This window comes from Frigidibacter albus (genome assembly GCF_009908165.1).
Lineage (GTDB): Bacteria > Pseudomonadota > Alphaproteobacteria > Rhodobacterales > Rhodobacteraceae > Frigidibacter > Frigidibacter albus.
Map to the genome: position 1 here is coordinate 35474 of NZ_JAAAUC010000008.1, position 25353 is coordinate 60826.

General features: G+C 68.1%; 25 protein-coding genes and 1 tRNA gene. 15 read left to right on the plus strand and 11 right to left on the minus strand.

Going from position 1 to position 25353, the window contains the following annotated elements; translation table 11 throughout:
• The first annotated feature begins 30 nt into the window (after positions 1 to 30).
• Genes GVY41_RS13090 through GVY41_RS13115 form a run of 6 tightly spaced genes read left to right on the plus strand, consistent with a single transcriptional unit; the run spans position 31 to position 5567 of the window.
• Complete coding sequence (locus GVY41_RS13090) at positions 31 to 1176, plus strand: D-alanyl-D-alanine carboxypeptidase family protein (RefSeq protein ID WP_161347213.1); 1146 nt, start codon at positions 31 to 33, stop codon at positions 1174 to 1176.
• A 32-nt stretch (positions 1177 to 1208) separates the two neighbouring features.
• On the plus strand, positions 1209 to 1820 hold the full coding sequence (gene tmk, locus GVY41_RS13095; RefSeq protein ID WP_161347214.1) for a dTMP kinase: 612 nt from the start codon (positions 1209 to 1211) through the stop codon (positions 1818 to 1820).
• Positions 1817 to 2965, plus strand: coding sequence for a DNA polymerase III subunit delta' (locus GVY41_RS13100; protein ID WP_161347216.1), 1149 nt, complete (start codon positions 1817 to 1819; stop codon positions 2963 to 2965). Before tmk ends, GVY41_RS13100 begins: the two co-directional genes overlap by 4 nt.
• A gap of 13 nt (positions 2966 to 2978) precedes the next feature.
• A complete protein-coding gene (locus GVY41_RS13105) occupies positions 2979 to 3833 on the plus strand; it encodes a TatD family hydrolase (protein ID WP_161347218.1) in 855 nt (284 codons plus the stop codon).
• Entirely contained in the window at positions 3830 to 4624 is a 795-nt protein-coding gene (locus GVY41_RS13110; protein WP_161347220.1) for an MBL fold metallo-hydrolase, read from the plus strand. Before GVY41_RS13105 ends, GVY41_RS13110 begins: the two co-directional genes overlap by 4 nt.
• A gap of 4 nt (positions 4625 to 4628) precedes the next feature.
• Positions 4629 to 5567, plus strand: a complete 939-nt coding sequence (locus GVY41_RS13115) for an AEC family transporter (RefSeq protein ID WP_161347222.1) — start codon at positions 4629 to 4631, stop codon at positions 5565 to 5567.
• A 153-nt stretch (positions 5568 to 5720) separates the two neighbouring features.
• Here the strand turns inward: GVY41_RS13115 and GVY41_RS13120 are convergent, their stop codons facing one another.
• The 6 genes from GVY41_RS13120 to GVY41_RS13145 form a co-directional block, all read right to left on the minus strand.
• Positions 5721 to 6641: an ABC transporter permease gene (locus tag GVY41_RS13120; RefSeq protein WP_161347225.1), complete on the minus strand. Its 921-nt coding sequence runs from the start codon at positions 6639 to 6641 to the stop codon at positions 5721 to 5723.
• Positions 6642 to 6721: 80 nt separating this feature from the next.
• On the minus strand, positions 6722 to 7999 hold the full coding sequence (locus GVY41_RS13125) for an ABC transporter permease (protein ID WP_161347227.1): 1278 nt from the start codon (positions 7997 to 7999) through the stop codon (positions 6722 to 6724).
• A gap of 72 nt (positions 8000 to 8071) precedes the next feature.
• Positions 8072 to 9142, minus strand: a complete 1071-nt coding sequence (locus GVY41_RS13130; RefSeq protein ID WP_161347229.1) for an ABC transporter substrate-binding protein — start codon at positions 9140 to 9142, stop codon at positions 8072 to 8074.
• Between the two features lie 103 nt (positions 9143 to 9245).
• On the minus strand, positions 9246 to 10349 hold the full coding sequence (locus tag GVY41_RS13135; RefSeq protein ID WP_161347231.1) for an ABC transporter ATP-binding protein: 1104 nt from the start codon (positions 10347 to 10349) through the stop codon (positions 9246 to 9248).
• 456 nt (positions 10350 to 10805) lie between these two features.
• Positions 10806 to 10892: transfer RNA gene (locus GVY41_RS13140), tRNA-Leu, on the minus strand.
• A gap of 167 nt (positions 10893 to 11059) precedes the next feature.
• Positions 11060 to 12535 carry a peptidoglycan-binding domain-containing protein gene (locus tag GVY41_RS13145; RefSeq protein WP_161347232.1) on the minus strand — a complete coding sequence of 492 codons (1476 nt, stop codon included), beginning with the start codon at positions 12533 to 12535 and terminating at the stop codon, positions 11060 to 11062.
• A gap of 212 nt (positions 12536 to 12747) precedes the next feature.
• On the opposite strand from GVY41_RS13145, the gene lipB reads away from it, so the two are divergent.
• The 4 genes from lipB to GVY41_RS13165 all read left to right on the plus strand — a co-directional run bounded on the left by lipB (position 12748) and on the right by GVY41_RS13165 (position 16409).
• Positions 12748 to 13392 (plus strand): lipoyl(octanoyl) transferase LipB, encoded by a 645-nt coding sequence (lipB, locus tag GVY41_RS13150; RefSeq protein WP_161347233.1) that lies wholly within the window; start codon positions 12748 to 12750, stop codon positions 13390 to 13392.
• 115 nt (positions 13393 to 13507) lie between these two features.
• Positions 13508 to 13921, plus strand: a complete 414-nt coding sequence (locus tag GVY41_RS13155; protein ID WP_161347234.1) for a c-type cytochrome — start codon at positions 13508 to 13510, stop codon at positions 13919 to 13921.
• Between the two features lie 233 nt (positions 13922 to 14154).
• Positions 14155 to 15834: a cytochrome c oxidase subunit I gene (gene ctaD / locus GVY41_RS13160; protein WP_161347235.1), complete on the plus strand. Its 1680-nt coding sequence runs from the start codon at positions 14155 to 14157 to the stop codon at positions 15832 to 15834.
• Positions 15835 to 15836: 2 nt separating this feature from the next.
• Positions 15837 to 16409: a DUF2244 domain-containing protein gene (locus GVY41_RS13165; protein ID WP_161347236.1), complete on the plus strand. Its 573-nt coding sequence runs from the start codon at positions 15837 to 15839 to the stop codon at positions 16407 to 16409.
• 108 nt (positions 16410 to 16517) lie between these two features.
• Here the strand turns inward: GVY41_RS13165 and GVY41_RS13170 are convergent, their stop codons facing one another.
• From GVY41_RS13170 to GVY41_RS13185, 4 genes are all read right to left on the minus strand, one after another.
• Positions 16518 to 16904, minus strand: a complete 387-nt coding sequence (locus GVY41_RS13170) for a GFA family protein (protein WP_161347237.1) — start codon at positions 16902 to 16904, stop codon at positions 16518 to 16520.
• Positions 16901 to 17461, minus strand: a complete 561-nt coding sequence (locus tag GVY41_RS13175; RefSeq protein WP_161656904.1) for a DUF2087 domain-containing protein — start codon at positions 17459 to 17461, stop codon at positions 16901 to 16903. The genes GVY41_RS13170 and GVY41_RS13175 overlap by 4 nt, the downstream gene beginning before the upstream one ends.
• Before the next feature lie 450 nt (positions 17462 to 17911).
• Positions 17912 to 18097 (minus strand): DUF3008 family protein, encoded by a 186-nt coding sequence (locus tag GVY41_RS13180; RefSeq protein WP_161347238.1) that lies wholly within the window; start codon positions 18095 to 18097, stop codon positions 17912 to 17914.
• Between the two features lie 155 nt (positions 18098 to 18252).
• On the minus strand, positions 18253 to 18714 hold the full coding sequence (locus GVY41_RS13185) for a GatB/YqeY domain-containing protein (protein ID WP_161347240.1): 462 nt from the start codon (positions 18712 to 18714) through the stop codon (positions 18253 to 18255).
• A gap of 195 nt (positions 18715 to 18909) precedes the next feature.
• Between GVY41_RS13185 and carA the strand changes: the two genes are divergently transcribed.
• Both carA and GVY41_RS13195 read left to right on the plus strand, forming a co-directional pair.
• Positions 18910 to 20076 (plus strand): glutamine-hydrolyzing carbamoyl-phosphate synthase small subunit, encoded by a 1167-nt coding sequence (gene carA / locus GVY41_RS13190; RefSeq protein ID WP_161347249.1) that lies wholly within the window; start codon positions 18910 to 18912, stop codon positions 20074 to 20076.
• A 127-nt stretch (positions 20077 to 20203) separates the two neighbouring features.
• Positions 20204 to 22273: a glycosyltransferase gene (locus GVY41_RS13195; protein ID WP_161347251.1), complete on the plus strand. Its 2070-nt coding sequence runs from the start codon at positions 20204 to 20206 to the stop codon at positions 22271 to 22273.
• Between the two features lie 16 nt (positions 22274 to 22289).
• Here the strand turns inward: GVY41_RS13195 and GVY41_RS13200 are convergent, their stop codons facing one another.
• Positions 22290 to 22922: a GntR family transcriptional regulator gene (locus GVY41_RS13200; protein ID WP_161347254.1), complete on the minus strand. Its 633-nt coding sequence runs from the start codon at positions 22920 to 22922 to the stop codon at positions 22290 to 22292.
• Between the two features lie 139 nt (positions 22923 to 23061).
• On the opposite strand from GVY41_RS13200, the gene GVY41_RS13205 reads away from it, so the two are divergent.
• The 3 genes from GVY41_RS13205 to GVY41_RS13215 all read left to right on the plus strand — a co-directional run bounded on the left by GVY41_RS13205 (position 23062) and on the right by GVY41_RS13215 (position 25313).
• Positions 23062 to 23709 carry a pyrimidine 5'-nucleotidase gene (locus tag GVY41_RS13205; RefSeq protein ID WP_161347256.1) on the plus strand — a complete coding sequence of 216 codons (648 nt, stop codon included), beginning with the start codon at positions 23062 to 23064 and terminating at the stop codon, positions 23707 to 23709.
• Between the two features lie 96 nt (positions 23710 to 23805).
• Positions 23806 to 24042 (plus strand): hypothetical protein, encoded by a 237-nt coding sequence (locus tag GVY41_RS13210; RefSeq protein WP_161347258.1) that lies wholly within the window; start codon positions 23806 to 23808, stop codon positions 24040 to 24042.
• A gap of 71 nt (positions 24043 to 24113) precedes the next feature.
• Positions 24114 to 25313, plus strand: coding sequence for a UbiH/UbiF family hydroxylase (locus tag GVY41_RS13215; protein ID WP_161347260.1), 1200 nt, complete (start codon positions 24114 to 24116; stop codon positions 25311 to 25313).
• The last annotated feature ends 40 nt before the right edge of the window (positions 25314 to 25353 follow it).

The following is a 25353-nucleotide window of genomic DNA, read 5'->3' on the forward strand; positions in this document are numbered from 1 at the left end:
CCTGCCCCAGACCCCGGAGCGACAAGACCCATGCTGAAACGCCTCCTCCACTCTGCCCTGATCGTGCTGGCATCGCTGGCCCCCGCCGCGGCCTATGAGACCAAGGCCAGTGCCGCCTGGGTCTATGATCTGACCACGCAGACGGTGCTGCTGGAGAAGGATGCCGACATCCCGCTGCCCCCGGCCTCCATGTCCAAGCTGATGACGCTGAACATGCTGTTCGAGGCGCTGCGGGCGGGCACCGTGTCGATGGACACCCAGTTCTCGGTGTCGACCCGGGCGAAGGAAATGGGCGGCTCGACGATGTTCCTCAACGAGATGGACCGCCCGACGGTCGAGGAGCTGATCCGCGGCATCGTCATCAACTCGGGCAACGATGCCTGCGTGGTGGTCGCCGAGGGGCTGGCCGGGTCCGAGGAGACGTTCTCGCGGCAGATGACGGAACGGGCCCGCGCGCTTGGCATGAGCAATTCGACCTTCATGAACTCGTCGGGCTGGCCGGCCGAGGGCCACCGGATGAGCCTGCATGACCTTGGCATCCTTGCCACGCGGCTGATCACCGAATTCCCCGAATACTACCCCTATTTCGCCATGACCGGCTTCAATTACGAAGACCGCGCCCCCAGCAATGCCAACAACCGCAATCCGCTGCTGGGGCTTGGCGTCGGCGCCGACGGGCTGAAGACCGGGCATACGCAAGAGGCCGGCTATGGGCTGGTGGGTTCGGCCGAGCAGAACGGCCGCCGCATCGTCTTCGTGATCTCGGGCCTCACCTCGGAGGCAGAGCGCCGGCAAGAGGCCGAGGCGCTGACCAACTGGGCGTTCCGGCAATTCGTGCTGCGCACCCTGGCCAAGGGCGGCACGCGGCTGGCCGAGGCCGAAGTGCATATGGGCGCCGCCGAGATGGTGGGGCTGGTGGTCGAGAACGACCTGACGCTGCTGCTGCCGGCGCTGGCGCTGGCGCAAGAGGGGATCAAGGCCGAGGCGGTCTATCACGGCCCGATCTCGGCCCCGATCGCCGCGGGGCAGGTGCTGGGGGAACTGGTGCTCGACCTGCCCGATATGGAAGATATCCGCGTGCCGCTGGTGGCCGAGGCGGACGTGCCGGTGGGCGGTTTCGGCAAGCACCTGTCGGTCGCCGCCAGCGCGCTGATGGCCCGCGTGTCGGGCAGCTGAGCCCAGGGCCAGGCGAAAGGACCGCAGGCGCGATGTTCATCACCTTCGAGGGCATCGACGGGTCGGGCAAGTCCACCCAGGCGCGGCAGCTTGCCGAGGCCCTGCGCGGGGCCGGGCATGACGTGGTGCTGACGCGCGAGCCCGGCGGCAGCCCCGGCGCCGAGGAAATTCGCCGGCTGGTGCTGGAGGGCGACCCCGACCGCTGGTCGGCGGAGACAGAGATCCTGCTGTTCACCGCCGCCCGCCGCGACCATCTGGAAAAGACCATCCGCCCTGCCCTCGCCGCCGGACGCATCGTCATCTCCGACCGCTTCGCCGACAGCACGAGGCTCTACCAGGGCATCACCCGCGGCGATCTGCGTGCGCAGGTGGATGCGCTGCACAGCCTGATGATCGGCCGCGAGCCGGACCTGACCTTCATCATCGACATCGACCCCGCCGTCGGCCTCGCCCGCGCCTTCGCCCGCAAGGGCACCGAGGAACGGTTCGAGGATATGGGTGAGGCGATGCAGCACACCATGCGCGCCGGCTTCCTCGCTTTGGCCGCCGAGTTTCCCGCCCGCTGCGTGGTGATCGACGGGGGGCGCGATCCGGGCGCCGTCGCCGCCGATGTGCTGGCTGTGGCGCAGGGGCGCTTGGCATGAGGGCGCCCCGCACCTCCACCGAACTCGCCGAGCCGCTGCCCGAGGCTGACCGCGTCGAAGGCGCGCCGCATCCGCGCGACACGGGCCACCTGTTCGGGCAGGCCAAGGCCGAGGCCGGGTTCCTCGACGCCTTCGCCACCGGCCGCCTGCATCACGGCTGGATGCTCACCGGCCCGCGCGGCGTCGGCAAGGCCACCCTCGCCTGGCGCATCGCCCGCTTCCTGCTGGCGACCCCGGAGGCCGAGGACGCGGGCATGTTCGGCGCCCCCCCGCCCCCCACGACGCTCGACATTCCCGCCGACCACCCGGTGGCCCGCCGGATGCACTCCCTCTCGGAATCCCGCCTGTTCCTGCTGCGTCGCACCTGGGACGAGGACAAGTCGCGGATGCGCGCCGTGATCGGCGTCGACGAGGTGCGCCGCCTCAAATCCTTCTTCAACTTCTCCGCCGCCGATGGCGGCCGCCGCGTGGCGATCATCGACGCCGCCGACGAGATGAACCCCAATGCCGCCAATGCCCTGCTGAAACTGCTGGAGGAACCCCCCGCAGGCGCCACGCTGCTGATGGTCGCGCACCAGCCCTCCAGCCTCTTGCCCACCATCCGCTCGCGGGTGCGCGAGCTGCGGCTTGGCACCTTGAGCGCCGAGGAGATGGCGGCGGCGCTGGCACAGGCGGGCACCGAAACCACCCATGCCGCCGCGCTGGCCGAGCTGTCCGCCGGATCGGTCGGCGAGGCGATCCGGCTGGTCAACCTCGATGGCCTGCGCGCCTACACGCAGATGGTCGACCTCTTCGCCGGGATGCCGCGGCTCGACCGGATCCGCGCCCTGCAACTGGCCGACAGCGCCGGGGGCCGCGCCGCCGAAGGCCGCTTCGATGTACTGCTGACCCTCTTCGACCTGTTCCTCGCCCGCCTCGCCCGCGCCGGGGTCGCAGGCCCGCCCGCGACCGAGGCCGCGCCCGGCGAGGCGCAGCTGTTTGCCCGGCTCGCGCCCACCCCCGCGGCAGGTCGCCTCTGGGCGCAGCGCCAGCAGGATCTGGGCGCGCGGGCGCGTCATGGTCGGGCGGTCAACCTTGACCCTGCCGCGCTTCTCATGGATATGGTGCTGCAGGTGAACGAGACGGCGGCCCGGCTGGCCGCTTGAGGAAAGCCGGACCATGCCCCAGACCCCTGCCCAAGACAGCACTGGCGGCCTCGCGCTGCCAAAAAACGCCAGCCCCGAAATAGTCGACAGCCACTGCCATCTGGATTTCCCGGACTTCGCCAGCGAGGTGCCGCAGGTGGTTGCCCGCGCGCGCGCCGCCGGGGTCACGCGGATGGTGACGATCTGCACGCGGCTGGCCAGCGAGCCTGCCGTGCGCGCCATTGCCGAGGCGCATGACGGCGTGTTCTACGCCGCCGGCACCCATCCGATGCGCGCCGGCGAAGAGCCGATGGCGACGGTGGAGCAGCTTGTCGCCCTCGCCCGCCACCCCAAATTCGTGGGCATCGGCGAGACCGGGCTGGACTACCACTACAGCGCCGACAGCGCCGCGGCGCAGCAGGAAAGCCTGCGCCTCCATATCGCCGCCGCGCGCGAGACCGGCCTGCCGCTAATCATCCATGCCCGCGATGCCGATGACGACATGGCCCGCATCCTCGCCGAGGAACACCGCGCCGGGGCCTATGGCTGCGTGATGCATTGCTTCTCCTCGGGCGCGGACCTGGCGCAGGCGGCGCTGGAGCTTGGCTTCTACCTGTCGATGTCCGGCATCGCCGCCTTCCCCAAATCGGCTGACCTGCGCGCCATCTTCGCCGCCGCCCCGCTGGACCGGATCCTGCTGGAAACCGACTCCCCCTACCTCGCCCCGCCCCCGCATCGCGGGCGCCGCAACGAGCCCGCCTATACCGCCCATACCGCCCGCGTCGGGGCCGAGGTGTTCGGGCTGACCCTGCCCGAGTTCGCCGCCGCCACCAGCGCCAATTTTGACCGGCTCTTCACCCGCGCCGTTGCCAAGGCGCAGGCGGCATGACCCTGCGCTTCACCATCCTCGGATGTGGCTCCTCCGGCGGGGTGCCGCGGCTTGGCAACCACTGGGGCGAATGCGACCCGGAAAACCCGCGCAACACCCGCCTGCGCTGCTCGATGCTGGTGGAGCGCATGGGCCCCCGCGGCACCACCCGCGCGCTGATCGACACCACGCCCGACATGCGCACCCAGCTGCTGCGCGCCGGGATTGGCGAGCTCGATGCCGTGGTCTTCACCCATGCCCATGCCGACCACACCCACGGGCTCGACGACCTCCGCCAGATCGTGTTCAACACCCGCCAGCGCCTGCCGGTCTGGGCCGATGGCGCCACGCAGGACTCGCTCTATGCCCGCTTCGGCTATGCCTTCGCGCAGCCCGAGGGCTCGGCCTATCCGCCGATCTGCGACATGCATTCGATCCGCGGCGCCTTCCGGATCGAGGGCGCCGGCGGCCCGATCCCGTTCCTGCCGCTGAAGGTCGCGCATGGCGGTATCGACGCGCTTGGCTTCCGCATCGGCACCCTGGTCTACATGCCCGACGTGTCTGAGATCTATGAGGCGGTCTGGCCGCATCTGGCGGGGCTGGAGGTCTTCGTGATCGACGCCCTGCGCCGCATCCCGCACCCGACCCATGCCCATCTGGCGCTGGCGCTGGAATGGATCGAGCGCGCGGCCCCGGCCCGCGCCGTGCTGACCAACATGCATATCGACCTCGACCATGACCGTGTCGCCGCCGAGACCCCTGCCCATGTGATCCCGGCCTTCGACGGCATGGTGATCGAATTGGGCCTCTGACCGGATGCAGGCCCTTCTCGACGTCATCCTGCCGGTCTTCCTGATCATCGGCTTTGGCTATGTCGCCGCCTGGCGCGGCCTCTTCAACGAAAGCGCGGTCGAGGGCGTGATGCGCTTCGCGCAGAACTTCGCGGTGCCGGTGCTGCTGTTCAAGTCGATCTCGGGCCTTGATCTCGCGGCAAGCTGGGACCCGCGGATCCTGGTCAGCTTCTATACCGGCGCCTTCCTCAGCTTCGGCCTCGGCTTTGCCGGCTCGATCTGGCTGTTCCGCCGGCCTGCAACCGATGCCGTGGCGATCGGGTTCTGCTGCCTGTTCTCCAACTCGCTGCTGATGGGCATCCCGATCACCGAGCGCGCCTATGGCACCGAGGCGCTGGCCGGCAACTTCGCCATCATCTCGATCCACTCGCCGCTGCTCTACGGCTTCGGCATCACCCTGATGGAGATCGTGCGCAACCATGGCCGCGGCACCAGCCCGGCCCGGGTGGCGCTGGCGGCATTGGCCGGCATCGCCCGCACCCCGCTGGTGATCGGCATCGCCGCCGGGCTGGCGGTGAACCTGACCGGGCTGCCGGTGCCGGGCGTGGTCGGCGCCGCCGTGGCGATGATGGCCAGCGCCGCCCTGCCCGCGGCCCTCTTCGGCCTTGGCGGCGTGCTGCTGCGCTACCGGCCCGAGGGCGATTTCCGCACCATCGCCATGGTCTGCGTGCTGTCGCTGGTACTGCATCCGGCGGTCGCCTATGCCACCGGCCGCTGGGGGCTGGGGCTCGACACGGCAGGGATGCGCTCCTCGGTCGTCACCGCCTCGATGGCGCCGGGGGTCAATGCCTATCTCTTTGCCAACATGTATGGCGCGGCCCGTCGCGTTGCCGCCTCCAGCGTGCTGATCGCCACCGCGCTCTCGGCCTTCACGATCTGGGGCTGGCTGGCGATCCTGCCGTAGCAAGAGGGGGGCTTTGCGCCCCCCACGCCCTGCGGGCTCCCCCCGCAGGATATTTGGAAAAGGCAAAGCGCAAGAGCGCCTGTCTCCTTTGCCTTTTCCAAATATCCTCGGGGGGTGAAACAGGGAGGGGGGCAGAAGGCCCCCCTCCCTGTTTCACCCCGCCGTCACCCCGCGCAGCTTCTCGCTCCGCCGCCGCAGGATCTCCACCGTCGCCAGCAGCGCGATCGACACCACCACCAGGATCGTCGCCACAGCGAGGATCGCCGGGCTGATCTGCTCGCGGATGCCGTTCCACATCTGCCGCGGGATCGTCTGTTCGTCATGGCCGGCGATGAACAGCACCATCACCACCTCATCGAAGGAGGTGACGAAGGCAAACAGCGCGCCCGAGACCACGCCGGGCAGGATCAGCGGCATGATCACCTTGAAGAAGGTGGTGCGCGGATTGGCGCCAAGGCTGGCGGCGGCACGGCTCAGCGAGTGATCAAACCCCGACAGGGTGGCGGTGACGGTGATGATCACGAAGGGGATCCCCAGCGTCGCATGGGCCATGATGATGCCAAGATAGGGCACGCCCCATTTCTGGATCTCGATCTTCGAGTAGAAGAAGAAGAGGCCGGTGGCGGTGATGATGATCGGCACGATCATCGGCGAGATCAGCACCGCCATGATCGACCGCCGCCAGGGCATCTCGGACCGCGACAGGCCAAGCGCTGCCAGCGTACCGAGCCCGGTGGCGAGGATGGTGGAGAAGAAGCCGATGATGATCGAGTTCCAGGCCACGTCGAACCAGGTCGCGTTGGCCAGCACGTCGCGCCACCAGGACCAGTCGCGCGGGCCATCGGGCGCCTGCATGCCGAAGGTCAGCAGCATGTCGTACCAGCGCAGCGAATACCCCTCGGGGTCGAAGGACAGCATCTTTTCCGTGAAGGTGAAATAGGGCTCGGCATTGAACGAGAGCGGGATCACGATCAGGATCGGCGCGATCAGGAAGATGAAGATCGCGGTGCAGATCACCTTGTAGGTCCAGTGCCAGACCCGTTCGAGCGGCGAGGCGTAGATCGGAAGCGCCATGGCGGTCTCCTTGGCCGGCGGCCGGGGGCGCTGCCCCCGGACCCCCGGGATATTTTTGCAAAGAAGATGAGCAGAAGCGGTCAGCCCAGTTTCAGATTGTCGATGCCAATGAGGCGGTCGTAGAGCCAGTAGAGGATCAGCACCCCGGCCAGCAGCAGCGCGGCGAGCGCGGCGGCGAGCGACCAGTTCAGGCTGTCCTGCATGTGATAGGCGATCAGGTTCGAGATCAGCTGGCCCGAAGCGCCGCCGACCAGCGCCGGGGTGATGTAATAGCCCACCGACAGGATGAAGACCAAGAGCGCCCCCGCCCCGATCCCCGGCAGCGTCTGCGGCAGGTAGACCCGGCGGAAGGCGGTCCAGCTGGTGGCGCCGAGGCTGCGGGCGGCGCGCACATAGCTGGGGTTGATCGGGCGCATCACCGAGTAGAGCGGCAAGATCATGAAGGGCAGCAGGATATGGGTCATCGCGATGATGGTGCCGGCCTGGTTGTACATCATCTGGATCCGGCTTTCATTGCCGACCAGCCCGAGGGCTACCATCGTGTTGTTGATCACGCCCTGTTCCTGCAGCATCACCATCCAGCTGGTCGTGCGCACCAGAAGCGAGGTCCAGAACGGCAGCAGCACGAGGATCATCAACAGGTTCGACTTTGCCAGCGGCAGCACCGCCAGCAGATGCGCCACCGGATAGGCCAGGATCAGGCACAGCCCGGTGATCAGCGCCGAGAGCCACAGCGTGCGCATGAACAGCATCCCGTAGATGCGCCGGTCCTCTGGCGCGCGGACGATGTCGCCATTCTCGTCGCGGGCCAGGTCCAGCGCCGCCAGGTAGAAGTTGGCGCTGTAGGCCGAGGAGACGGAGCGCATCACCCCCCAAAGCTGCGGGTCGCCCCATTTGGCGTTGAGATCCAGCAGCGCCTCGCGGTAGGGCGGCTCCAGATCCTCGGCATTGCGTCCCGCCGAGGTGAAGAGCGAGCGGGTGCCCGACAGCTCATAATTCACGCGGGTGCCGACGACGCCAATGGTGCGCGCCTCGGCGGCGGCGGCAATGTCGGCGACCAGCGCCGCATAGGCGGCCTCATCGGGCGCGTCCCCGGCCTTGGTCTCGTCGAACCAGGCCGAGATCTGCGGCATGTTGGCCGAGAACCCGTCATTGTGGATCGACCGGAACAGCAATTGCCCGATCGGCACCACGAAGGTGATCACGATGAAGGCCAGCAGCGGCACCACCAGCAGCAGCGCCTTGCGCCTCGCCCGGGCCTGCGCATGGGCCAGCGCCTGTTTCAGCGGCTTGCCGTCGGCGGTGGTCAGCAGACCGCCGCGCAGACCCTCGCCGCCGCTTGTCTCGATAGCGACCATTATGTTCACCCCCGGTCCGGTGGGGCGGCGCACCCGGCGCCGCCCCGATATGTCACGCGAAATCCGAAACGCCTATTGCGCCAGCCAGGCGTTGAAGCGCTCGTTCAGCTCGGAATCGCGGTCCACCCAGAACTCGTAGGAAGAGGCCAGGGCATTGGTCAGGTTCTCGGCCGAGGTCGGCATATGCGGCGCCATCTCGGTCACGCCGTCCTGATAGAGGCCGACCAGCGCGCCCGAGGATTTGCGGCCCGGACCGTAGCTGATCCATTTCGCCTGATCGGCCAGACGCTGGGTATCGGTCGAGAACTTGACGAACTCCAGCGCGGCTTCCATGTTCGGGGCGCCCTTCGGGATCACGAACAGGTCGTATTCATAGACCTGGCCGTCCCAGACGATCTCGAACGGCTTGGCCTCGGCGACCTGGGCCGCGAAGATCCGGCCGTTATAGGCGGTGGTCATCACCACCTCGCCATCGGCCAGCAGCTGCGGCGGCTGCGCGCCGGCTTCCCACCAGATGGTGTCGGCCTTGATCTTGTCGAGCATGGCAAACGCCTGCGCGACGCCCTCATCGGTTTCCAGCAGCGCATAGACCTCGTCCGCCGGCACGCCGTCCGCCATCAGCGCCATTTCGAGGTTGGCCTTGGCGCCCTTGCGCATGCCGCGCTTGCCCGGGAAGCCTTCGAGGTCGAAGAAATCGGCCATCGTGGTCGGGCCTTCGGGGAACTTGGTCGTGTCATAGGCGAACACGGTCGAGAACACGATCGAGGCAACCGCGCAATCGGTCAGCGCGCCCGGCAGGAAGTCTTCGGTGGCAGGCGTGCCATCGGGGGCGGCGGGCAGGATCGACGGGTCGATCTCTTCCAGCAGGCCCTCGTCGCACAGGCGGATGGCGTCGGCATATTCCACGTCGGCCACGTCGATGGTGACGTTGCCGGCCTCGACCATCGCCTTGATCGGGGTGGCCGGGTTGTCGGCATCGACCGACACGACCTTGATGCCGGTCTCGGCGGTGAAGGGCTTGTGATAGGCTTCGACCTGGCTGACGGTATAGGCACCGCCCCAGGACATCACGGTCACTTCCTGCGCCGCGGCGGCAAAGCCCACGGCCGTCAGTGCGGTGGACAGGGTCAGGATCTTCTTCATTGGTCTTCTCCCGGTTGGACTTGGTTTTTTGTGTTGGTCTTGGTTCCGCCCCGGGCTGCAGCTCTGCGGCTGCTGGCAAGGGGGGGTATCGGGGGCGCGGCGGCTACATCGGGTCCAGCGCCCTTGCATCCTCGGCATGCCAGGCGATCTCGATGCGCTCGCCCGGGGTCAGCTTGCGCTGGCCGATGGTGTTGCGGCATTTCATCACGAAATCCTCCGATCCGGCAACCCGCATCCGGGTGCGGAAGATATCGCCCATATAGACCACCTCCAGCACGTCGGCGCCGATGCGGTGGATGCCGGGCGGCATCATCTCGGGCTTGAACTCCACCCGCTCGGGGCGGATCGAGACCAGCGTCTGCTGGCCCTTGGCGCGGATGTTCACCGGCGTCGCGTCGATCAGCTCGCCGGTGGCGAGGCGCACCAGCGCCTTCTTGTCGTCGAATTCCTCGATGATGCCGGGCAGCTTGTTGTTCTCGCCGATGAACTGCGCGACGAAGCTGTTGTTGGGCCGCTCATACAGCTCGGCCGGCGGAGCGAGTTGCTGGATGCGGCCATCGTTGAACACCGCGATGCGGTCCGACATGGTCAGCGCCTCGCCCTGGTCATGGGTGACATAGACCACGGTGATCCCCAGCCGGTCATGCAGCGCCTTGATCTCGAACTGCATATGCTCGCGCAGCTGCTTGTCGAGCGCGCCAAGCGGTTCGTCCATCAGCACCAGTTCCGGATCGAACACCAGCGCCCGGGCCAGCGCGATCCGCTGCTGCTGGCCGCCCGACAGCTGCGCCGGGCGGCGGTTGGCGAAGGCGCCCATCTGCACCATGTCGAGCGCGCGGGCCACCTTCGCCTCGCGGTCGGACTTGCCCATGCCGCGCACTTCCAGCGGGAAGGCGAGGTTCTCGCCGACGCTCATATGCGGGAACAGCGCGTAATTCTGGAACACCATGCCGATGCCGCGCTTGTGCGGCGGCACCTGGTTGATCGGCCGGCCCGCCAGCTTGATCTCGCCATGCGTCGCCGTCTCGAACCCCGCCAGCATCATCAGGCAGGTGGTCTTGCCCGAGCCCGAGGGCCCCAGCATCGTCAGGAACTCTCCCTTGGCGATGGTCAGGTTCAGATCCTTCACCACGAGCGTCTCGCCGTCGTAGCTTTTCTGGACCCGGTCAAATTCGACGAATGCCGCGTCGGCCGTGGATACGTTCAAATCGGGCTCCCCATCGTCTTTTTGTGGTCTTGTTTCCCCGTCACCTGACCAGAGCAAATCGGCATGTTCATTTCAACATGTCCTTTGCGCCGGGTCGGTGTTTGTCGATTGGGCCCAAGCCAAGGCCGCCCAACCGCCCGATTGCGGCATCACAGGGTACGGAAGCGACGGAATCGCCCCGCTGCGGTGCTGCGCTGCGGCGAAAGGCAGCAGCAAGGCAGGCAAGGAGCGGGCCTGTGGCAGGGGCGCGCAGGGGGCGGCTTTTTACAGCGCACAAGCCTTCAGCGCCCCTTGGGACCGCACGCCCGTTGCCGGGGCGCCGGGCCGATGGACGGGCGCCCCGGCGCGGCGAGAACGGGGCGCGAATCGTGGCGGCGGCGAGAGTGATTTCGGCGGGCCAAACTCAAAAGCGCGCTCGGAACGGACGCGCAGACTGCCGACGCTGAAAAAGGAAAATGGTGCGGTCGAGAAGACTCGAACTTCCACGGGGGTTAGCCCACAGCGACCTCAACGCTGCGCGTCTACCAATTCCGCCACGACCGCACTCTTTCGGGGTCTCCCCCGTGAGGTGAGACGGCTTCTAGCCGAGGCCTCGGGTGATGTGAAGAGGCTTTTTCGTGCGCAGCGATTTTGCCGGCGCCCGGGGTCTCTGGCCGGTTTTCGGGAAGGTGCGGGGGGGCAGCGCAGCAGCTGCGCCGCCCCCTTCCGCGTCAGTTCCCCAGCAGCAAGAACGGCAGGCTCATCGGCCCGGGCAGGCCGGAACCGGACGCCGCCGTGACCCCGGCAGGCTCTGCCAGCGCCATCACCGGCACGGCGGGGGCCGGAGCGACCGGCTGCAGCGACGACTGATCCTCGGGCGCGGGCAGCGGCGCGATCACCGGCGCGGGCGCGGGGGCCACCGGCACGGTGAAGCTGGGCAGCGCCGCGGGCACCGGGGTCGGCAGCGGATCGGCGCGCCCGCCCACCGCGTTGGCGGCGCGGCGGATCAGCTCGGTCCGCTCCGGCTGGCCCGGCGCGAACACCGCTGTCGCCCCGCCCTGCACCGCGCCAAGCCCCATGTCATACCAGCCAAGCGCCAGATCGGGCCGCCGCGCCGCGCCAAAGCCCTGCGCGAGGTGATGGCCCAGAAGCTCGGCATAGGCGCCCTCGCCCAGGGTCGTCAGCAGCAGTGCCGAGGCAATCGCCACTTCCATGTTGTCGGTGCGGTAGCCGACCGAGAGGCAGATCTTCGCGGTCGCCGCCAGTTGCGCCGGCGCCATCCCGGTGCCAAGTGCGAAGCCCTGCACATCGCCCAGGACCGCAGAGGCGGGTTTCAGCGACAGCCCGGCGATCTGATCCTTCATCGCGGGGCCGAACCCTTGGCACTGCTCGGCGATCTGCGCGGGGGTGAAGCCCGGCACCTTTGCCGCCATCTGCTCGCCCTCGGAAATCGCATAGGTCCGCGCCAGGCAGAACTGCTCGGCCAGTGCCTGCCCCGGATCGGTCATCGAGGCGGCGGTGACAAAGCCGCCATTGGTGGCCGTGGTCAGGCTGACGGTGTTGCATTGCGAGGCAAGCGAGGCCTGCACCGCCACCCCGCCCAGGAACGAGGGCATCGCCGGCGCGGCCGGGGCCGGTGCCACGGCATCCACCGCCGCAGCGACGCTGCCGCCCGGCGCAAACGGGGCCGGCACGGCGGCGGCGACCGGCGGCACGCCCGCCGCCTCGTCGCGCCAGGCGACCAGCAGCCCGCGCATCCCCATCGGGTTCTGCGCCGCCAGCTGCATGGTCGATCCGCCGCCCGCGATGCCGCGGTGATACGACCCGACCAGCAGCGTGCGTTCATACTCGGTCAGCTGGCCGGTGGGCGGATAGCCCAGAACCGCCTGATACTCGCTGATCGCTGCCCGCGACTTGGGGCCGATGGAGCCATCGGGAGTGCCGACGGGGAAGCCGAAATAGTTCAGTGCCACCTGTGTCTCGCGGTTGGCCTCGCGCTGCGCCGAAGTCTGGCCGCTGCTGCGCGTCACCTGCTGCGGGCGCGCCGCGTTCCGCTTCTTGTTGTTCTCGTTGACGATGGCCCCGCCGATCAGGCCGCCGACAACGGCCCCCAGGATCGCGTCGCCCGCATCCGCGGCCGCCCGGGTGGCCGGCGTCATCACCAGCGCCGTCGCAAGGCATGTGGTTGCAATCCGCTTGGCAATCATAGCAATTCTCCTCCAGAAAAGGACTCACGTTCACAAATGCGGCATGAGGCTAGCACGGAATCTGCGAAGCGCTGCCCCGGAATCCGCAGGCCCCTGGCGGGCGGCCAGAATCTGCCAGTCGCCGTCCGCCTGTCCCGCCGTCCGCCAGTTCCAGCGTCTGCCAGTTCCAGCGTCTGCCAGTTCCAGCGTCTGCCAGCCAAGGAGGCCCGCACATGACCGAATGGATCCACAGCAAGGCCCCCGTCCCCTACCCCGAAGCGCTGGCGCAGATGGAGGCGCGGGTGGCCGCGATCTCTGCCGGCACCGCGTCCGAGGCGATCTGGCTGCTGGAACATCCGGCCCTGTACACCGCCGGCACCTCGGCCAACCCCGCCGATCTGGTGCAACCGGACCGCTTCCCCGTCTTCGCGGCAGGCCGCGGCGGGCAATACACCTATCACGGCCCCGGCCAGCGCGTGGCCTATGTGATGCTCGACCTCAACACCCGCGGCCGCGACGTGCGCCGCTTCGTCTGCGCGCTGGAGGATTGGGTGATCGCCACGCTGGCAGAGTTCAACGTGACCGGAGAGCGCCGCGCCGGCCGCGTCGGCGTCTGGGTGGCGCGGCCCGACAAGGCGCCCAACCCCGATGGCAGCGTGCGCGAGGACAAGGTTGCCGCCATCGGCGTCAAGCTGCGCCGCTGGGTCAGCTTCCACGGCATCTCGATCAACGTCGAACCGGACCTGAGCCATTTTGACGGCATCGTGCCCTGCGGCATCCGCCAGCATGGCGTGACCAGCCTCGTCGATCTGGGCCTGCCGGTGACGATGTCCGATCTCGACGCGGCACTGGCGGCGACCTTTCCGCGGGTGTTCTGATCCCGGGGCCATTCTCTTGCATCCGCCTTAATGCGTGCTTCATGCGACACCATAGCTCATGGTATGGGCTGGGGTCGGCGCATATGTGCCACTCGCTACCGAACCGGAGGAAGCCATGAACAGACTGCCGCTTTTCGCGGGCCTAGCCGCCCTCGCCCTCGCCACCCCCGCCTTTGCCCAGGACGCCGCCAAAGGCGAATCCGAATACAAGAAGTGCAAAGCCTGCCACGAGATCGTTGCCGATGACGGCACCGCCATCGTGAAGGGCGGCAAGGTCGGCCCGAACCTCTACGGCATCGTCGGCAAGCCCGTCGCCTCGCAAGAGGGCTTCAAGTATAGCGACAGCATCGCCGCCGTCGGCGCTTCGGGCCTGGTCTGGGACGAGGCGGAACTCGCCACCTACATGACCGACCCCAAGGCCTGGCTGGTCGAAAAGACCGGCGACAGCGCCGCCAAGACCAAGATGACCTTCAAGCTGGCCAAGAATCAGGCGGACCTCACCGCCTACCTCGCCTCCGTCGTCCAGTAAGAACCGGCCTGCGCCTGCGCAGGACGATTTGTGATGCGGCCCCGCCACCCCGCGGGGCCGTTTGTCTTGCGCGCTCCCCGCGAGCGCGGGACCATTTGCCACAGCGGGTGAGGCATATTTTCGCAGCTTGCCCCCCCGTCGGCGATTGCCGAGGCTCCCAACTCGCCCTATGACAAATGCAGACATGCCGCGGGGGGGAGACCCGCGCATGTGGCATGGAACGGGAGATAAACATGGCCGACGCAGCCATTCATGGCCACGGGCAACATGATCAGCGCGGGTTCTTCACGCGCTGGTTCATGTCCACGAACCACAAGGACATCGGTGTCCTCTACCTCTTCACCTCGGGCTTCGTAGGCCTGCTTGCCGTCATCTTCACCGTCTACATGCGGATGGAGCTGATGGAGCCGGGCGTGCAATACATGTGCCTCGAAGGCGCGCGCTTCTTCGCCGACGCGGCCTCCGAATGCACCCCGAACGGGCATCTGTGGAACGTGCTGATCACCTATCACGGTGTTCTGATGATGTTCTTCGTGGTGATCCCCGCGCTGTTCGGCGGTTTCGGCAACTACTTCATGCCGCTGCAGATCGGCGCGCCGGACATGGCCTTCCCGCGGCTGAACAACCTCAGCTACTGGCTCTATGTCGCGGGTGTCAGCCTTGGCGTCGCCTCGATGCTGACCCCGGGTTCGTCCGATGGCCAGCTTGGCGCCGGTGTGGGCTGGGTGCTCTATCCGCCGCTGTCGACGCAGAACGCCGACACCATCTCGATGGACCTGGCGATCTTCGCGGTCCACGTCTCGGGGGCCTCCTCGATCCTCGGCGCGATCAACATGATCACCACCTTCCTGAACATGCGCGCCCCTGGGATGACCCTGCACAAGGTGCCGCTGTTCGGCTGGTCGATCTTCATCACCGCCTGGCTGATCCTGCTGTCGCTGCCGGTCCTCGCCGGCGCCATCACCATGCTGCTGACCGACCGCAACTTCGGCACCACCTTCTTCCAGCCCGAAGGCGGCGGCGACCCGGTCCTCTACCAGCACATCTTGTGGTTCTTCGGCCATCCCGAGGTCTACATCATCATCCTGCCCGGCTTTGGCATCATCAGCCATGTCATCTCGACCTTCAGCCGCAAGCCGATCTTCGGCTATCTGCCGATGGTCTATGCGATGGTGTCGATCGGGGTCCTGGGCTTCGTCGTCTGGGCGCATCACATGTACACCGTCGGCCTGTCGCTGACCCAGCAGTCCTACTTCATGCTGGCGACGATGGTCATCGCTGTGCCCACCGGCATCAAGGTCTTCTCGTGGATCGCCACCATGTGGGGCGGCTCCATCGAGTTCAAGACGCCGATGCTCTGGGCCTTCGGCTTCCTGTTCCTGTTCACCGTCGGCGGCGTGACCGGCGTGGTGCTCAGCCAGGCCGCTGTCGACCGGGTCTACCATGACACCTACTATGTCGTGGCGCACTTCCACTACGTGATGTCGCTTGGCGCCGTCTTCGCCATCTTCGCCGGGGTCTATTTCTGGATCGGCAAGATGTCGGGCCGGCAATACCCCGAATGGGCAGGCAAGCTGCACTTCTGGGCGATGTTCATCGGCTCGAACCTCACCTTCTTCCCGCAGCACTTCCTGGGCCGCAACGGGATGCCGCGCCGCTACATCGACTACCCGGAAGCCTTTGCCTTCTGGAACTACATCTCCTCGATCGGCGCCTTCATCTCCTTCGCGTCCTTCGTGTTCTTCATCGGCATCGTGTTCTACACCCTGTTCGCCGGTCGCCGCGTGACCGAGAACAACTACTGGAACGAGTATGCCGATACGCTGGAATGGACCCTGCCTTCGCCGCCGCCGGAGCATACGTTCGAAACGCTCCCCAAGCGCGAAGACTGGGACAAGCACCACGCCCACTGACCATGCCGCATGAATGGGTCACCCGGCCTAAGAGGGCCCCGGAGCAATCCGGGGCCTTTCCCATGGCACAATCCCCCGAGGCCATCGCTGCCGGCCTGATCGGCGAGGCGAGCGGCGCGCCCCTGGCCGAACTGCACCTCTGGCCCTACCGCTCGCTCCCCCGCCGCGGCTTTGTCATCTTCATAGCCGCCACCGCCGCGCTGCTGCTGCTGCCGCTGCTGGCGGTGCTCGGCTCGCCGGCGCTCTGGGGGATCCTGCCCTTCCTGATCATCGCGGTCGGCGGCGTCTGGCTGGCCCTGCAGCGCAGCTACCGCGACGGCGAGGTGCTGGAGGTGCTGCGCCTCTTTCCCGCCCGCATCGACCTTTGCCGGCAGGACCGCCGCGGCACCCAGAAGGAATGGCAGGCCAATCCCTATTGGGTCAGCCTGCATCTGCACCCCAGGGGCGGCCCGGTGCCGGACTACCTGACGCTGAAGGGCAATGGCCGCGAGGTGGAGCTTGGGGCCTTCCTCGCGCAAGAGGAACGCGTGGCGCTGCATGGCGAGTTGCGCGAGATGCTGGCGGGGCTGCGCTGACCGGAGGCGGAGCGCCAGTGGCCGAGCGCCGGGGGTTTCACACCCCCGGACCCCCGTGGGATATTTCTGCCAGCAAGAAGCGGAAAGCGGGGGGGTGAAGGCCAGCCGCTACTGCGGGTTCTGTGGCAGCCCGTCGGCGATCTCGTAATAGTCGCCCTTGTCGGCCACGAAGATATGCAGGTGCAGATGCGTGCCAGTCGCGCCCTCGAACGCGCCCATCGCCACGGCGATGGAGTCCCGGTGCGGCGGATCGAAGAACAGCTGCGCCCCGCAGGTCCCGCAGAAGCCGCGCCGCACCTTCTCGGACGACTGATACCATCTGACCGCATCGTTCCCCTGCACGGTCAGCCGGTCCCGCGGCACATCGGTCGAGGCGAAGTAGTGCCCCGACAGCTTGCGGCACATCGTGCAATGGCAGGCATCGGCCGGCGCCAGATCGCCCGCCACCTCGAAGCGCACAGCGCCGCAGAGGCAAGATCCCTTGTGGGTGTTCATGTCTTCCCTACCCTCAAGGCGCCAGACTTCCGCCGCGCCGCAACCCGCCGGATCAGCTCGCGCGCCTCGGCAGGCGGCGCAACTTCCCGGCGAAGATAGTCGAGCCCGCCCGGGCTGCGCGTGACCACCCCCATCCCGATCAACTCGCGCCGCAACAAGGCGGCATCACCAAACCCATGCAGCCCGTTCAGCAGCGCGCTCACCTGCCGTTCCCCCAGCGACTCGCCGGGCGGCAGCCCCGCCCAAAGCGCCCAGAGGCACAGCATCTGCACCTGCCGGCGCGAGGGCCATTGCGCCAGCCCCCCGCCGCCATCGAAGTGGCGCAAGGCGCGCTCCACCTGCGCATGATCGACCTGCGGCGGGGCCTCGGCCCCCAGCCGCAGCTCTGCGGCGCTGATCGCGCGCAGATGCTGGTAATTGCGCAGCCCGGCGGCGCGGGCCAGCATGTTCAGGAGTTCCAGATGCGAGGGCGCGCCCCGCTCCTTGATTCCGGCCCCCAGATGGCGGGCAAAGCTGGACAGGTCGGCAACGGTCAGCGGTATCGGTGTGCGGGTCATGACAAGATCCTGTTGGCGCCGGATGTGCCGTGGTCGCTGACTTGCGGGCGCGGCGCGGGACAGGTCTGTCTGCGGCTGCTATGCCTGTGGCAGGTTTAGCTTGCCCTTGCGGGACAGCGACGCCTCGGGAACTGCCGACCACGGGCAGGATAGCAAGGGCGGCGAGGTCGGGGCAAGGGGGTTTCGGCGGGGGCCAGCGCAGGAGGTGCCGACCGCGCCGGTTGCCCGAAGGCGCGGGGCCGCAGGGCAAACGGAGGGCGCGGCCTGCTGCGGCAGTGCCGAATTCTGATGGTCCTGCCCCGGAGGGCACGTATGGGCCCGCCACGGGATACGTTTCGAGGGGAAGGGCACCTCAGAGTTTCACGGGCGGCCGAAATTCCGGGCTGCGCCCCCCCCCCTCTGCTGCCGTGTGAGGCAGACGCTCGGCCCCTTGTCCGCCGCTCGCCTGTGTCAGTCCTTCTTCTTCTCCGGCAGCCCCTTGCGCCTGGTCTCCGCCAGATCCTCGAGCTCTTTTTCGGTCATCGACGTCTCCATCCCCTTCGATGCGCCCTTCAGATCCGACTTCGGCGTCTCGCCGCGCTTGGCTGACAGCGCCGCGCCCGCCGCCTTCTGCTGTGCCTTGGATTTCGCCGGCATTGCTGCCTCCATGGTTGGTGATGGCAGGGTAACGGCAAAAGGGCCGCCGGTGTTCCCGGCGGCCCTCACCCAGCCAGTCACTAGGCCGCAAGATCATATGTATAACGTCTGTATGGGTTCCATACGCCTTCCAGATGCCGCCAAGGGCATAGAAGTCACCCCAGACGGTCCTTCACCGCAGCCCCGGCCGCCGCGAAATCCATCTGGCCGGTGTACTGCGCCTTCAGCGCCGCCATCACCTTGCCCATGTCGCGGATGCTGGCAGCCCCGGTCTCGGCCACCGCAGCGTCGATGGCGGCTGCCACCTCCTCCGCCGTCAGCTGCCGCGGCAGGAACTCCTCGATCACCTTGATCTCGGCCAGTTCCTTCTCGGCCAGCTCCAGCCGCCCGCCCTCTTCATAGGCCCGCGCGCTCTCTTGCCGTTGCTTCACCATCCGGCCGAGGATCGCCAGGATATCGCTGTCGGCCACCCCCTGCTCGCCGCCGCCCTCGCCGCGCAGCGCGATGTCCTTGTCCTTGATGGCGGCATTGATCAGCCGCAGCGTCGAAAGCCGGTCAGCCTCCTTCGCCCGCATCGCATCCTTCAGTGCCGAACCGATCCGGTCGCGCATGTTCATCCGATTTCCCATCCCCATGAGGTTCCAGCCTTGCATTCTACCCGCTTCGCCAGCGCGGCACAACCAAGCCGCAACGCAGCAAACCCTTGATTCCCTTCACGTTTGCGAAATGCAAACCTGCCCCCGCGCCAACCCTTGACCCTGCCCGCCCGCCCCCGTAGGTTCCGCGGGATTTAAGGCCCGGGGAGTCGCGCCATGTCCGCCAGCCATCAGCCAACACCGAAACCGACCGCCTGCCTCGCGCTTGCGGATGGCACCGTGTTCTACGGAACCGGCTTCGGCGCCACCGGCGAGACGGTGGCCGAGCTTGTCTTCAACACCGCCATGACCGGCTATCAGGAGATCATGACCGACCCTTCCTATGCCGGGCAAGTCGTGACCTTCACCTTCCCCCATATCGGCAATACCGGCGTGACGGACGAGGATGACGAGACCGCAGACCCCGTCGCCGCCGGCATGGTGGTGAAATGGGACCCGACAGAGCCGTCGAATTGGCGCGCGACCGGCGATCTGGTCGCCTGGCTGGAAAAGCGCGGCCGCATCTGCATCGGCGGGCTCGACACCCGCCGCCTGACCCGCGCGATCCGCCAGCAAGGCGCCCCGCATGTGGCGCTCGCCCATGATCCCGAAGGGAATTTCGACCTCGCCCGGCTCGTCGCCAAGGCCCGCGCCTGGCAGGGTCTGGTTGGGCTCGACCTCGCCAAGGACGTGACCTGCGCGCAATCCTATCGCTGGAACGAGATGCGGTGGGCCTGGCCGCAGGGCTACCAGCCGCGCACCGAGCCCGGCATGAAGGTCGTCGCCATCGACTATGGCGCGAAGCGCAACATCCTGCGCTGCCTCGCCTCGGCGGGCTGCGACGTGACCGTGCTGCCCGCGAGTGCCACCGCCGAAGAGGTGATGGCGCTGAACCCCGAGGGCGTGTTCCTGTCGAACGGCCCCGGCGATCCGGCCGCCACCGGCGCCTATGCGGTGCCCGCGATCCGCGGCATTCTGGAGCGGAACATCCCCCTCTTCGGGATTTGCCTTGGCCATCAGATGCTTGCGCTGGCGCTTGGCGCCAAGACCATCAAGATGAACCACGGCCATCACGGTGCCAACCATCCCGTGAAGGACATGGAAACCGGCAAGGTCGAGATCACCAGCATGAACCACGGCTTCACCGTGGACAGCCAGACCCTGCCCGAAGGCGTGATGGAAACCCATGTCAGCCTGTTCGACGGATCCAACTGCGGGATCCGCATGGCGGATCGCCCGGTGTTCTCGGTGCAGTATCACCCCGAGGCCAGCCCCGGCCCGCAGGACAGCTACTACCTGTTCGAACGGTTCGCCGAGGCGATGCGCAAGAACCGCGCCGCCTGACCCGACCCCCCGATACCCTCAAGGCCCCGTGGCAGCGCCGCGGGGTTTTGCGTTTGCCGCAAATGGCTTAACGCCCTGTTAACCAATCTGCGGCAAAGCTGGCCGGGCCGAATGCAACCGGGCCGCCATGTCGCAGAACCTGCATCTTCGCCTCGTCCCAAGCGCCGCCGCGCCCGCCGCGGACGTGGCAGCACAGCTGCGCGGCGTCCCCCGCCGCCCGGTGCGAGAGCGCACTCCGCTTGGCCAGATCCTGCTGGAGATGGGGGCGGTCGATCCCGGCGACCTGCTGCGCGCCGTGGCGATGCGGGGCCGGCAGGATCAGCCGCTTGGCGATATCCTGCAGGCGCATGGCTGGGTGTCAGAGGCCGACCTGATGGCGGCGCTGGCGGCGCAATGGGGCGCCGAGGCGCTGGACCTGATCGGCCAGCGCCCCGATCCGCGGCTGGTGGACCGGCTGGGGGCCGAGACCTGCCTGCGCGCGGCGGTGCTGCCCTGGCGCCGGGCGGGCGGCGCCACCGTGATCGCCACCGCCCGGCCCGATGCATTTCAGGCGCTGCTGCCGCAGCTGACGGCGGAATTCGGCCCCTGTGCCATGGCACTGGCACCAGAGCGTGACATTCACGCGGCGCTGCTGGCGACCCGCCAGACCCGGCTGGTGCGCAAGGCCGAAGCGCAGGTGCCGGCCGACCTCAGCTGCCGCGGCGCGGATGCCGCGCGCAGCGCGCGGGTGGCGCTGGCGCTGCTGGTGATGCTCGCCGCCGCGCTGCTGCTGGCGCCGGTATTGGTGCTGGGGGCGCTGCTGGCCTGGACGCTGGTCACGCTGGTGCTGGCGCAGGGGCTGAAGCTGGCGGCGCTGCTGGTGATGCTGCGCCCCAGGGCGCTGGCGGGCCGCGGGGCAGAGCCGATGCCGGAAGGCGTGCTACCCCTCCTGCCCGCCCGCCGCGGTCGGCCGGACCGGCTGCCGATGGTGTCGATCATGGTGCCGATGTTCCGCGAGCATGACATCGCCCCCCGGCTGGTGCAGCGGCTCGGCCGGCTCGACTATCCCAAGGAACTGCTCGACGTGCTGCTGGTGGTCGAGGAAGAGGATGACGTCACCCGCACCGCCCTCGCCGGGGCGGTGCTGCCGCACTGGATGCGGGTGGTGGTGGTGCCGCAGGGCCCGATCAAGACCAAGCCGCGCGCGCTCAACTTCGCGCTGAACTTCTGCCGCGGCAGCATCATCGGCGTCTATGATGCCGAGGATGCGCCCGATGCCGACCAGATCCACAAGGTCGTGCGCCGCTTTGCCGAAGCGCCCGAGGATGTGGTCTGCCTGCAGGGCATTCTTGATTTCTACAATCCGCGCACCAATTGGCTCTCGCGCTGCTTCACCGTCGAATATGCCAGCTGGTTCCGCGTGGTGCTGCCCGGCATCGCCCGGTTGGGGCTGGTGGTGCCGCTGGGGGGCACGACCCTGTTTTTCCGCCGCGGGCCGCTGGAGGATCTGGGCGGATGGGACGCGCATAACGTCACCGAGGATGCAGATCTCGGCCTGCGCCTTGCCCGCCGCGGCTACCGGACCGAGCTGATCGACACCGTCACCGGCGAAGAGGCAAATTGCCGGGCGCTGCACTGGGTCAAGCAACGCTCGCGCTGGCAGAAGGGCTATGCGATGACCTGGGGTGTGCATATGCGCAATCCCGCGCGCCTGTGGCGCGAGCTCGGGGCCTGGCGGATGTTCGGCTTTCAGGTGATGTTCCTCGGCTCGCTGACCCAATCCCTGCTGGCGCCGCTGCTCTGGACCTTCTGGGTGCTGGCGCTCGGCCTGCCGCATAGCTTCGCCGCCGCCCTGCCCGGCTGGATGCTGCCGGCGATGACCGCGCTGTTCCTCGGCTCGGAAGCGGTAAACATCCTGTGCGGCCTCTGGGCGGTGCGCGGGCCGAAGCACCGGCATCTGGCGCCCTGGGTGCCGACGCTGCACCTCTATCACCCGCTCGGCACGCTTTCGGCCTGGAAGGCCCTGCATGAGGTGGTGACGAAGCCCTTCTACTGGGACAAGACCCAGCACGGCCTGTTCGACGGCAACCATGACGCGGAAGATGAAGCCGCATCAGAGGCACCGCCACGCTTCGCACTGCCGACGATGAGGCCGGTTCGGGGTCCGGTGCCCCTCCCGGCGCCGGTTGCAGCACCGCGCCAGCCCGCACCGCACTGAAGCCCCGCACTGAGCGTCAGCGAGAGCGCAGCTCGCCCGCATCCAGCTTCAGCCGCGTCTCGAAGGCCTTCGAGATATGGGCCCTCAGCGCCAGCTGCGCCGCATCCTCATCCCGCGCCTCGATGGCGCGGACGATGGCGTCATGCTCGGCCAGCGCGGTTTCGGTCCGCCCCTCGGCCGCCAGCGAGGTCGAGGCCAGCAGCGCCATCGACCGATGCACAAGGTCAAGCTGCTGCACCAGATAGCGGTTGTGCGAGGCGAGGTGGATCAGCTTGTGAAAGCGCCGGTTCGCCCGGCTCAGCGCCTTGGGATCGTTCAGCAGCAGCCGGTCGACCTCCACCATCTCGCGCAGCACCCGCGTCTCCTCGGGGCTGGCATGGCGCGCGGCCAGCCGGGCGGCCAGCCCTTCCAGCTCGGCCCGCACCACATACAGCTCGGCCAGCTGGTTGTGGTCCAGCGATGCCACGATCAGGCTGCGCCCGTCGCGCGTCAGCATCGACTGCGTCTCCAGCCGCTGCAGCGCCTCGCGGATCGGGGTGCGCGACACGCCAAAGCGCTCGGCCAGCTCTGATTCTACCAGCCGGTCGCCCGGGCGGTAGGTCCCGGCATCAATGGCCTCGAGGATCAGCGTATAGGCGTCTTTCTGCATCCGGCGTTCCCGTGCCCGTCCCTGGTTCCGATGAGCGGGAACCCTAAGCGCGGCAGACGGCCAAGGGCAAGTCATGAAGCGCCGCAGCCCGCCGCTGCCAGCCGTTGCAGCGCCCTTCCACCCCGGCTAGGATCGCCCCATGCCAGCCCAGCATTTCATCCATGTCAGCCACTGGGTCTTCGACCTCGACAACACGCTCTATCCCCCCTCGGCGCGGCTCTTCGACCAGATCGAGCTTCGGATGACGGCCTGGGTCATGGAGGCGCTGAAGGTCGAAAAGCCCGAGGCCGACCGCTTGCGCCGCCATTACTGGCAGCTTTATGGCACCACGCTGGCCGGGCTGATGCACGAACACGGGCTCGACCCCGCGCCCTACCTTGTCGATGTGCACGACATCAAGATGGACCACCTGACCCCGGACCCTGCGCTGCGCGCCGGCATCGCCGCGCTGCCGGGGCGGCGGATCGTCTATACCAACGGCTCGGCGCCCTATGCCGAACGCGTGCTGGCGGCGCGGGGGCTGTCGGGCCTGTTCGATGCCGTCTATGGCGTGGAACATGCGGGCTTTCGCCCCAAGCCGGATCGTGCGGCGTTCGAGGCGATCTTCGAGATCGACGGGCTCGACCCCGCCCTTGGCGCGATGTTCGAGGATGATCCGCGCAACCTGACAGCCCCACATGCCATGGGAATGCGCACCGTCCATGTCGCGCCCGAAGCCTTCCCGGCGCCGCATATCCACCATCACACCGACGATCTGGCGGGCTTCCTGTCGCGGCTCGGCAGCTGACCCCGCCTGCGGCACGCCGCCACACTGCGGCAATCTGCGATATCGCCGGGCGCCCCCCGCGCAGGCATTGTGCCATCCGCGAACAGGAGGCAGCACATGACCGACATCACCCGAGCGCCCGCGCCAAGCCGCTGGTATTTCAACATCCCGATCTTCGGCTGGATCGCCCGCGGCTTCAGTGGCCTCGAGGGCGGCATTTGGCTTGCCCTGCTGCTTGTGGTCGCCCTCATCGGCATTGCAGGGCTGACCTGGGGCCTTCCCGCGATTGGCCTTATCGCCACTCTCGCCGTGCCGCTGGTCTTCGTCGTGCTGATCATGATCACGCTCGGGTAACAGCGGCGACCCATTGCCGCTTGGACAGCCCGCCCCCGCCGCGCTAGATCAGCGGTCAGGAGGGCCCGACCATGGCACATGACGCGACTGACATCCTGATTTCCGGCGGCGGCGTCGCCGGACTGACCGCTGCGGCGGCCTTTGGCGCGGCGGGCTTCCGCGTCACCTGCGTCGATCCCGCGCCGCCCGTCACCAGCGATACCGAGGCCGGGGCCGACCTGCGCACCACCGCCTTCCTGCAGCCCTCGATCCCGGTGCTGCAAGCGGCGGGTCTGTGGGACCGGCTGGAGCCTTTCGCCACGCCCCTGCAGGTGATGCGCATCGTCGATGCCGGCGGGGCCGAACCGCAGGCCCGCATCACCCGCGATTTCAATGCCGCCGATATCTCCGACCAGCCCTTTGGCTGGAACCTGCCCAACTGGCTGCTGCGGCGCGAGATGGTGGCGCGGCTGGCAGACATGCCCAATGTCGATTTTCGCCCCGGCACCGGCTTTGCCAGCATGGTCGCGCGGGAAAGCGGCGCCATCGTCACCTTGACCGACGGCAGCCAGATCGACGCCCGCATGGTTGTGGCCGCTGACGGTCGGAACAGCCCGGTACGCGAGGCGCTTGGCATCGCCACCCGCACCACCCGCTATGGCCAGAAGGCGCTGGCCTTCGCCGTCACCCACCCGATCCCGCATGGCAACGTCTCGACGGAAATCCACCGCTCGGGCGGCCCCTTCACGCTGGTGCCGCTGCCCGACCGGGACGGCCTGCCCTCCTCCGCCATCGTCTGGATGGAGCGGGGGCCCGAGGCGGAACGGCTCGCCGCCCTGCCGGTGCCGGAGTTCGAGGCGGAAATGACGCGGCGCAGCTGCGGCCTGTTCGGCCCGCTGAGCCTCGCCACCCGCCGCCCGCTCTGGCCGATGATCAGCCAGATCGCCGCGCGCTTTGACGGCCCGCGCACCGCGCTGATCGCCGAGGCCGCGCATGTGGTGCCGCCCATCGGCGCGCAGGGCCTGAACATGAGCCTGTCGGACCTGCGGGTGCTGCTGGAGCTGGCCTCTGCCGCGCCGGGCCAGATCGGCGAGCCGGCGATGCTGGCCACCTATCACCGTCGCCGCTGGCCCGAGGTGCAGGCCCGCGTCGCCGGGATCGACCTTCTGAACCGCGCCTCGATGCTGGAACCGCGCCCGCTGCGCGACCTGCGGGCCGGGGCGCTGAACGCGCTCTACTCGCTGGCGCCGGTGCGCAAGACGCTGATGCGCGCCGGGCTCGGGGTGCGCTGACGCCAAAAGGGGCTGTGGCGCGATGACCACAGCCCCGCGC

What these genes read in the sequence shown, in the direction of transcription:
- GVY41_RS13115 (WP_161347222.1), top strand. Translation starts at nt 4,629, where the DNA reads ATGCAGGCCCTTCTCGACGTCATCCTGCCGGTCTTCCTGATCATCGGC.
- GVY41_RS13100 (WP_161347216.1), top strand. Translation starts at nt 1,817, where the DNA reads ATGAGGGCGCCCCGCACCTCCACCGAACTCGCCGAGCCGCTGCCCGAG.
- GVY41_RS13180 (WP_161347238.1), bottom strand. Translation starts at nt 18,097, where the DNA reads ATGCCGGCGAAATCCAAGGCACAGCAGAAGGCGGCGGGCGCGGCGCTG.
- GVY41_RS13200 (WP_161347254.1), bottom strand. Translation starts at nt 22,922, where the DNA reads ATGCAGAAAGACGCCTATACGCTGATCCTCGAGGCCATTGATGCCGGG.
- GVY41_RS13215 (WP_161347260.1), top strand. Translation starts at nt 24,114, where the DNA reads ATGGCACATGACGCGACTGACATCCTGATTTCCGGCGGCGGCGTCGCC.
- GVY41_RS13120 (WP_161347225.1), bottom strand. Translation starts at nt 6,641, where the DNA reads ATGGCGCTTCCGATCTACGCCTCGCCGCTCGAACGGGTCTGGCACTGG.
- GVY41_RS13175 (WP_161656904.1), bottom strand. Translation starts at nt 17,461, where the DNA reads ATGACCCGCACACCGATACCGCTGACCGTTGCCGACCTGTCCAGCTTT.
- GVY41_RS13145 (WP_161347232.1), bottom strand. Translation starts at nt 12,535, where the DNA reads ATGATTGCCAAGCGGATTGCAACCACATGCCTTGCGACGGCGCTGGTG.
- tmk (WP_161347214.1), top strand. Translation starts at nt 1,209, where the DNA reads ATGTTCATCACCTTCGAGGGCATCGACGGGTCGGGCAAGTCCACCCAG.
- GVY41_RS13155 (WP_161347234.1), top strand. Translation starts at nt 13,508, where the DNA reads ATGAACAGACTGCCGCTTTTCGCGGGCCTAGCCGCCCTCGCCCTCGCC.
- ctaD (WP_161347235.1), top strand. Translation starts at nt 14,155, where the DNA reads ATGGCCGACGCAGCCATTCATGGCCACGGGCAACATGATCAGCGCGGG.
- GVY41_RS13165 (WP_161347236.1), top strand. Translation starts at nt 15,837, where the DNA reads ATGCCGCATGAATGGGTCACCCGGCCTAAGAGGGCCCCGGAGCAATCC.
- GVY41_RS13185 (WP_161347240.1), bottom strand. Translation starts at nt 18,714, where the DNA reads ATGAACATGCGCGACCGGATCGGTTCGGCACTGAAGGATGCGATGCGG.
- carA (WP_161347249.1), top strand. Translation starts at nt 18,910, where the DNA reads ATGTCCGCCAGCCATCAGCCAACACCGAAACCGACCGCCTGCCTCGCG.
- GVY41_RS13130 (WP_161347229.1), bottom strand. Translation starts at nt 9,142, where the DNA reads ATGAAGAAGATCCTGACCCTGTCCACCGCACTGACGGCCGTGGGCTTT.
- GVY41_RS13125 (WP_161347227.1), bottom strand. Translation starts at nt 7,999, where the DNA reads ATGGTCGCTATCGAGACAAGCGGCGGCGAGGGTCTGCGCGGCGGTCTG.
- GVY41_RS13170 (WP_161347237.1), bottom strand. Translation starts at nt 16,904, where the DNA reads ATGAACACCCACAAGGGATCTTGCCTCTGCGGCGCTGTGCGCTTCGAG.
- lipB (WP_161347233.1), top strand. Translation starts at nt 12,748, where the DNA reads ATGACCGAATGGATCCACAGCAAGGCCCCCGTCCCCTACCCCGAAGCG.
- GVY41_RS13090 (WP_161347213.1), top strand. Translation starts at nt 31, where the DNA reads ATGCTGAAACGCCTCCTCCACTCTGCCCTGATCGTGCTGGCATCGCTG.
- GVY41_RS13110 (WP_161347220.1), top strand. Translation starts at nt 3,830, where the DNA reads ATGACCCTGCGCTTCACCATCCTCGGATGTGGCTCCTCCGGCGGGGTG.
- GVY41_RS13105 (WP_161347218.1), top strand. Translation starts at nt 2,979, where the DNA reads ATGCCCCAGACCCCTGCCCAAGACAGCACTGGCGGCCTCGCGCTGCCA.
- GVY41_RS13210 (WP_161347258.1), top strand. Translation starts at nt 23,806, where the DNA reads ATGACCGACATCACCCGAGCGCCCGCGCCAAGCCGCTGGTATTTCAAC.
- GVY41_RS13205 (WP_161347256.1), top strand. Translation starts at nt 23,062, where the DNA reads ATGCCAGCCCAGCATTTCATCCATGTCAGCCACTGGGTCTTCGACCTC.
- GVY41_RS13195 (WP_161347251.1), top strand. Translation starts at nt 20,204, where the DNA reads ATGTCGCAGAACCTGCATCTTCGCCTCGTCCCAAGCGCCGCCGCGCCC.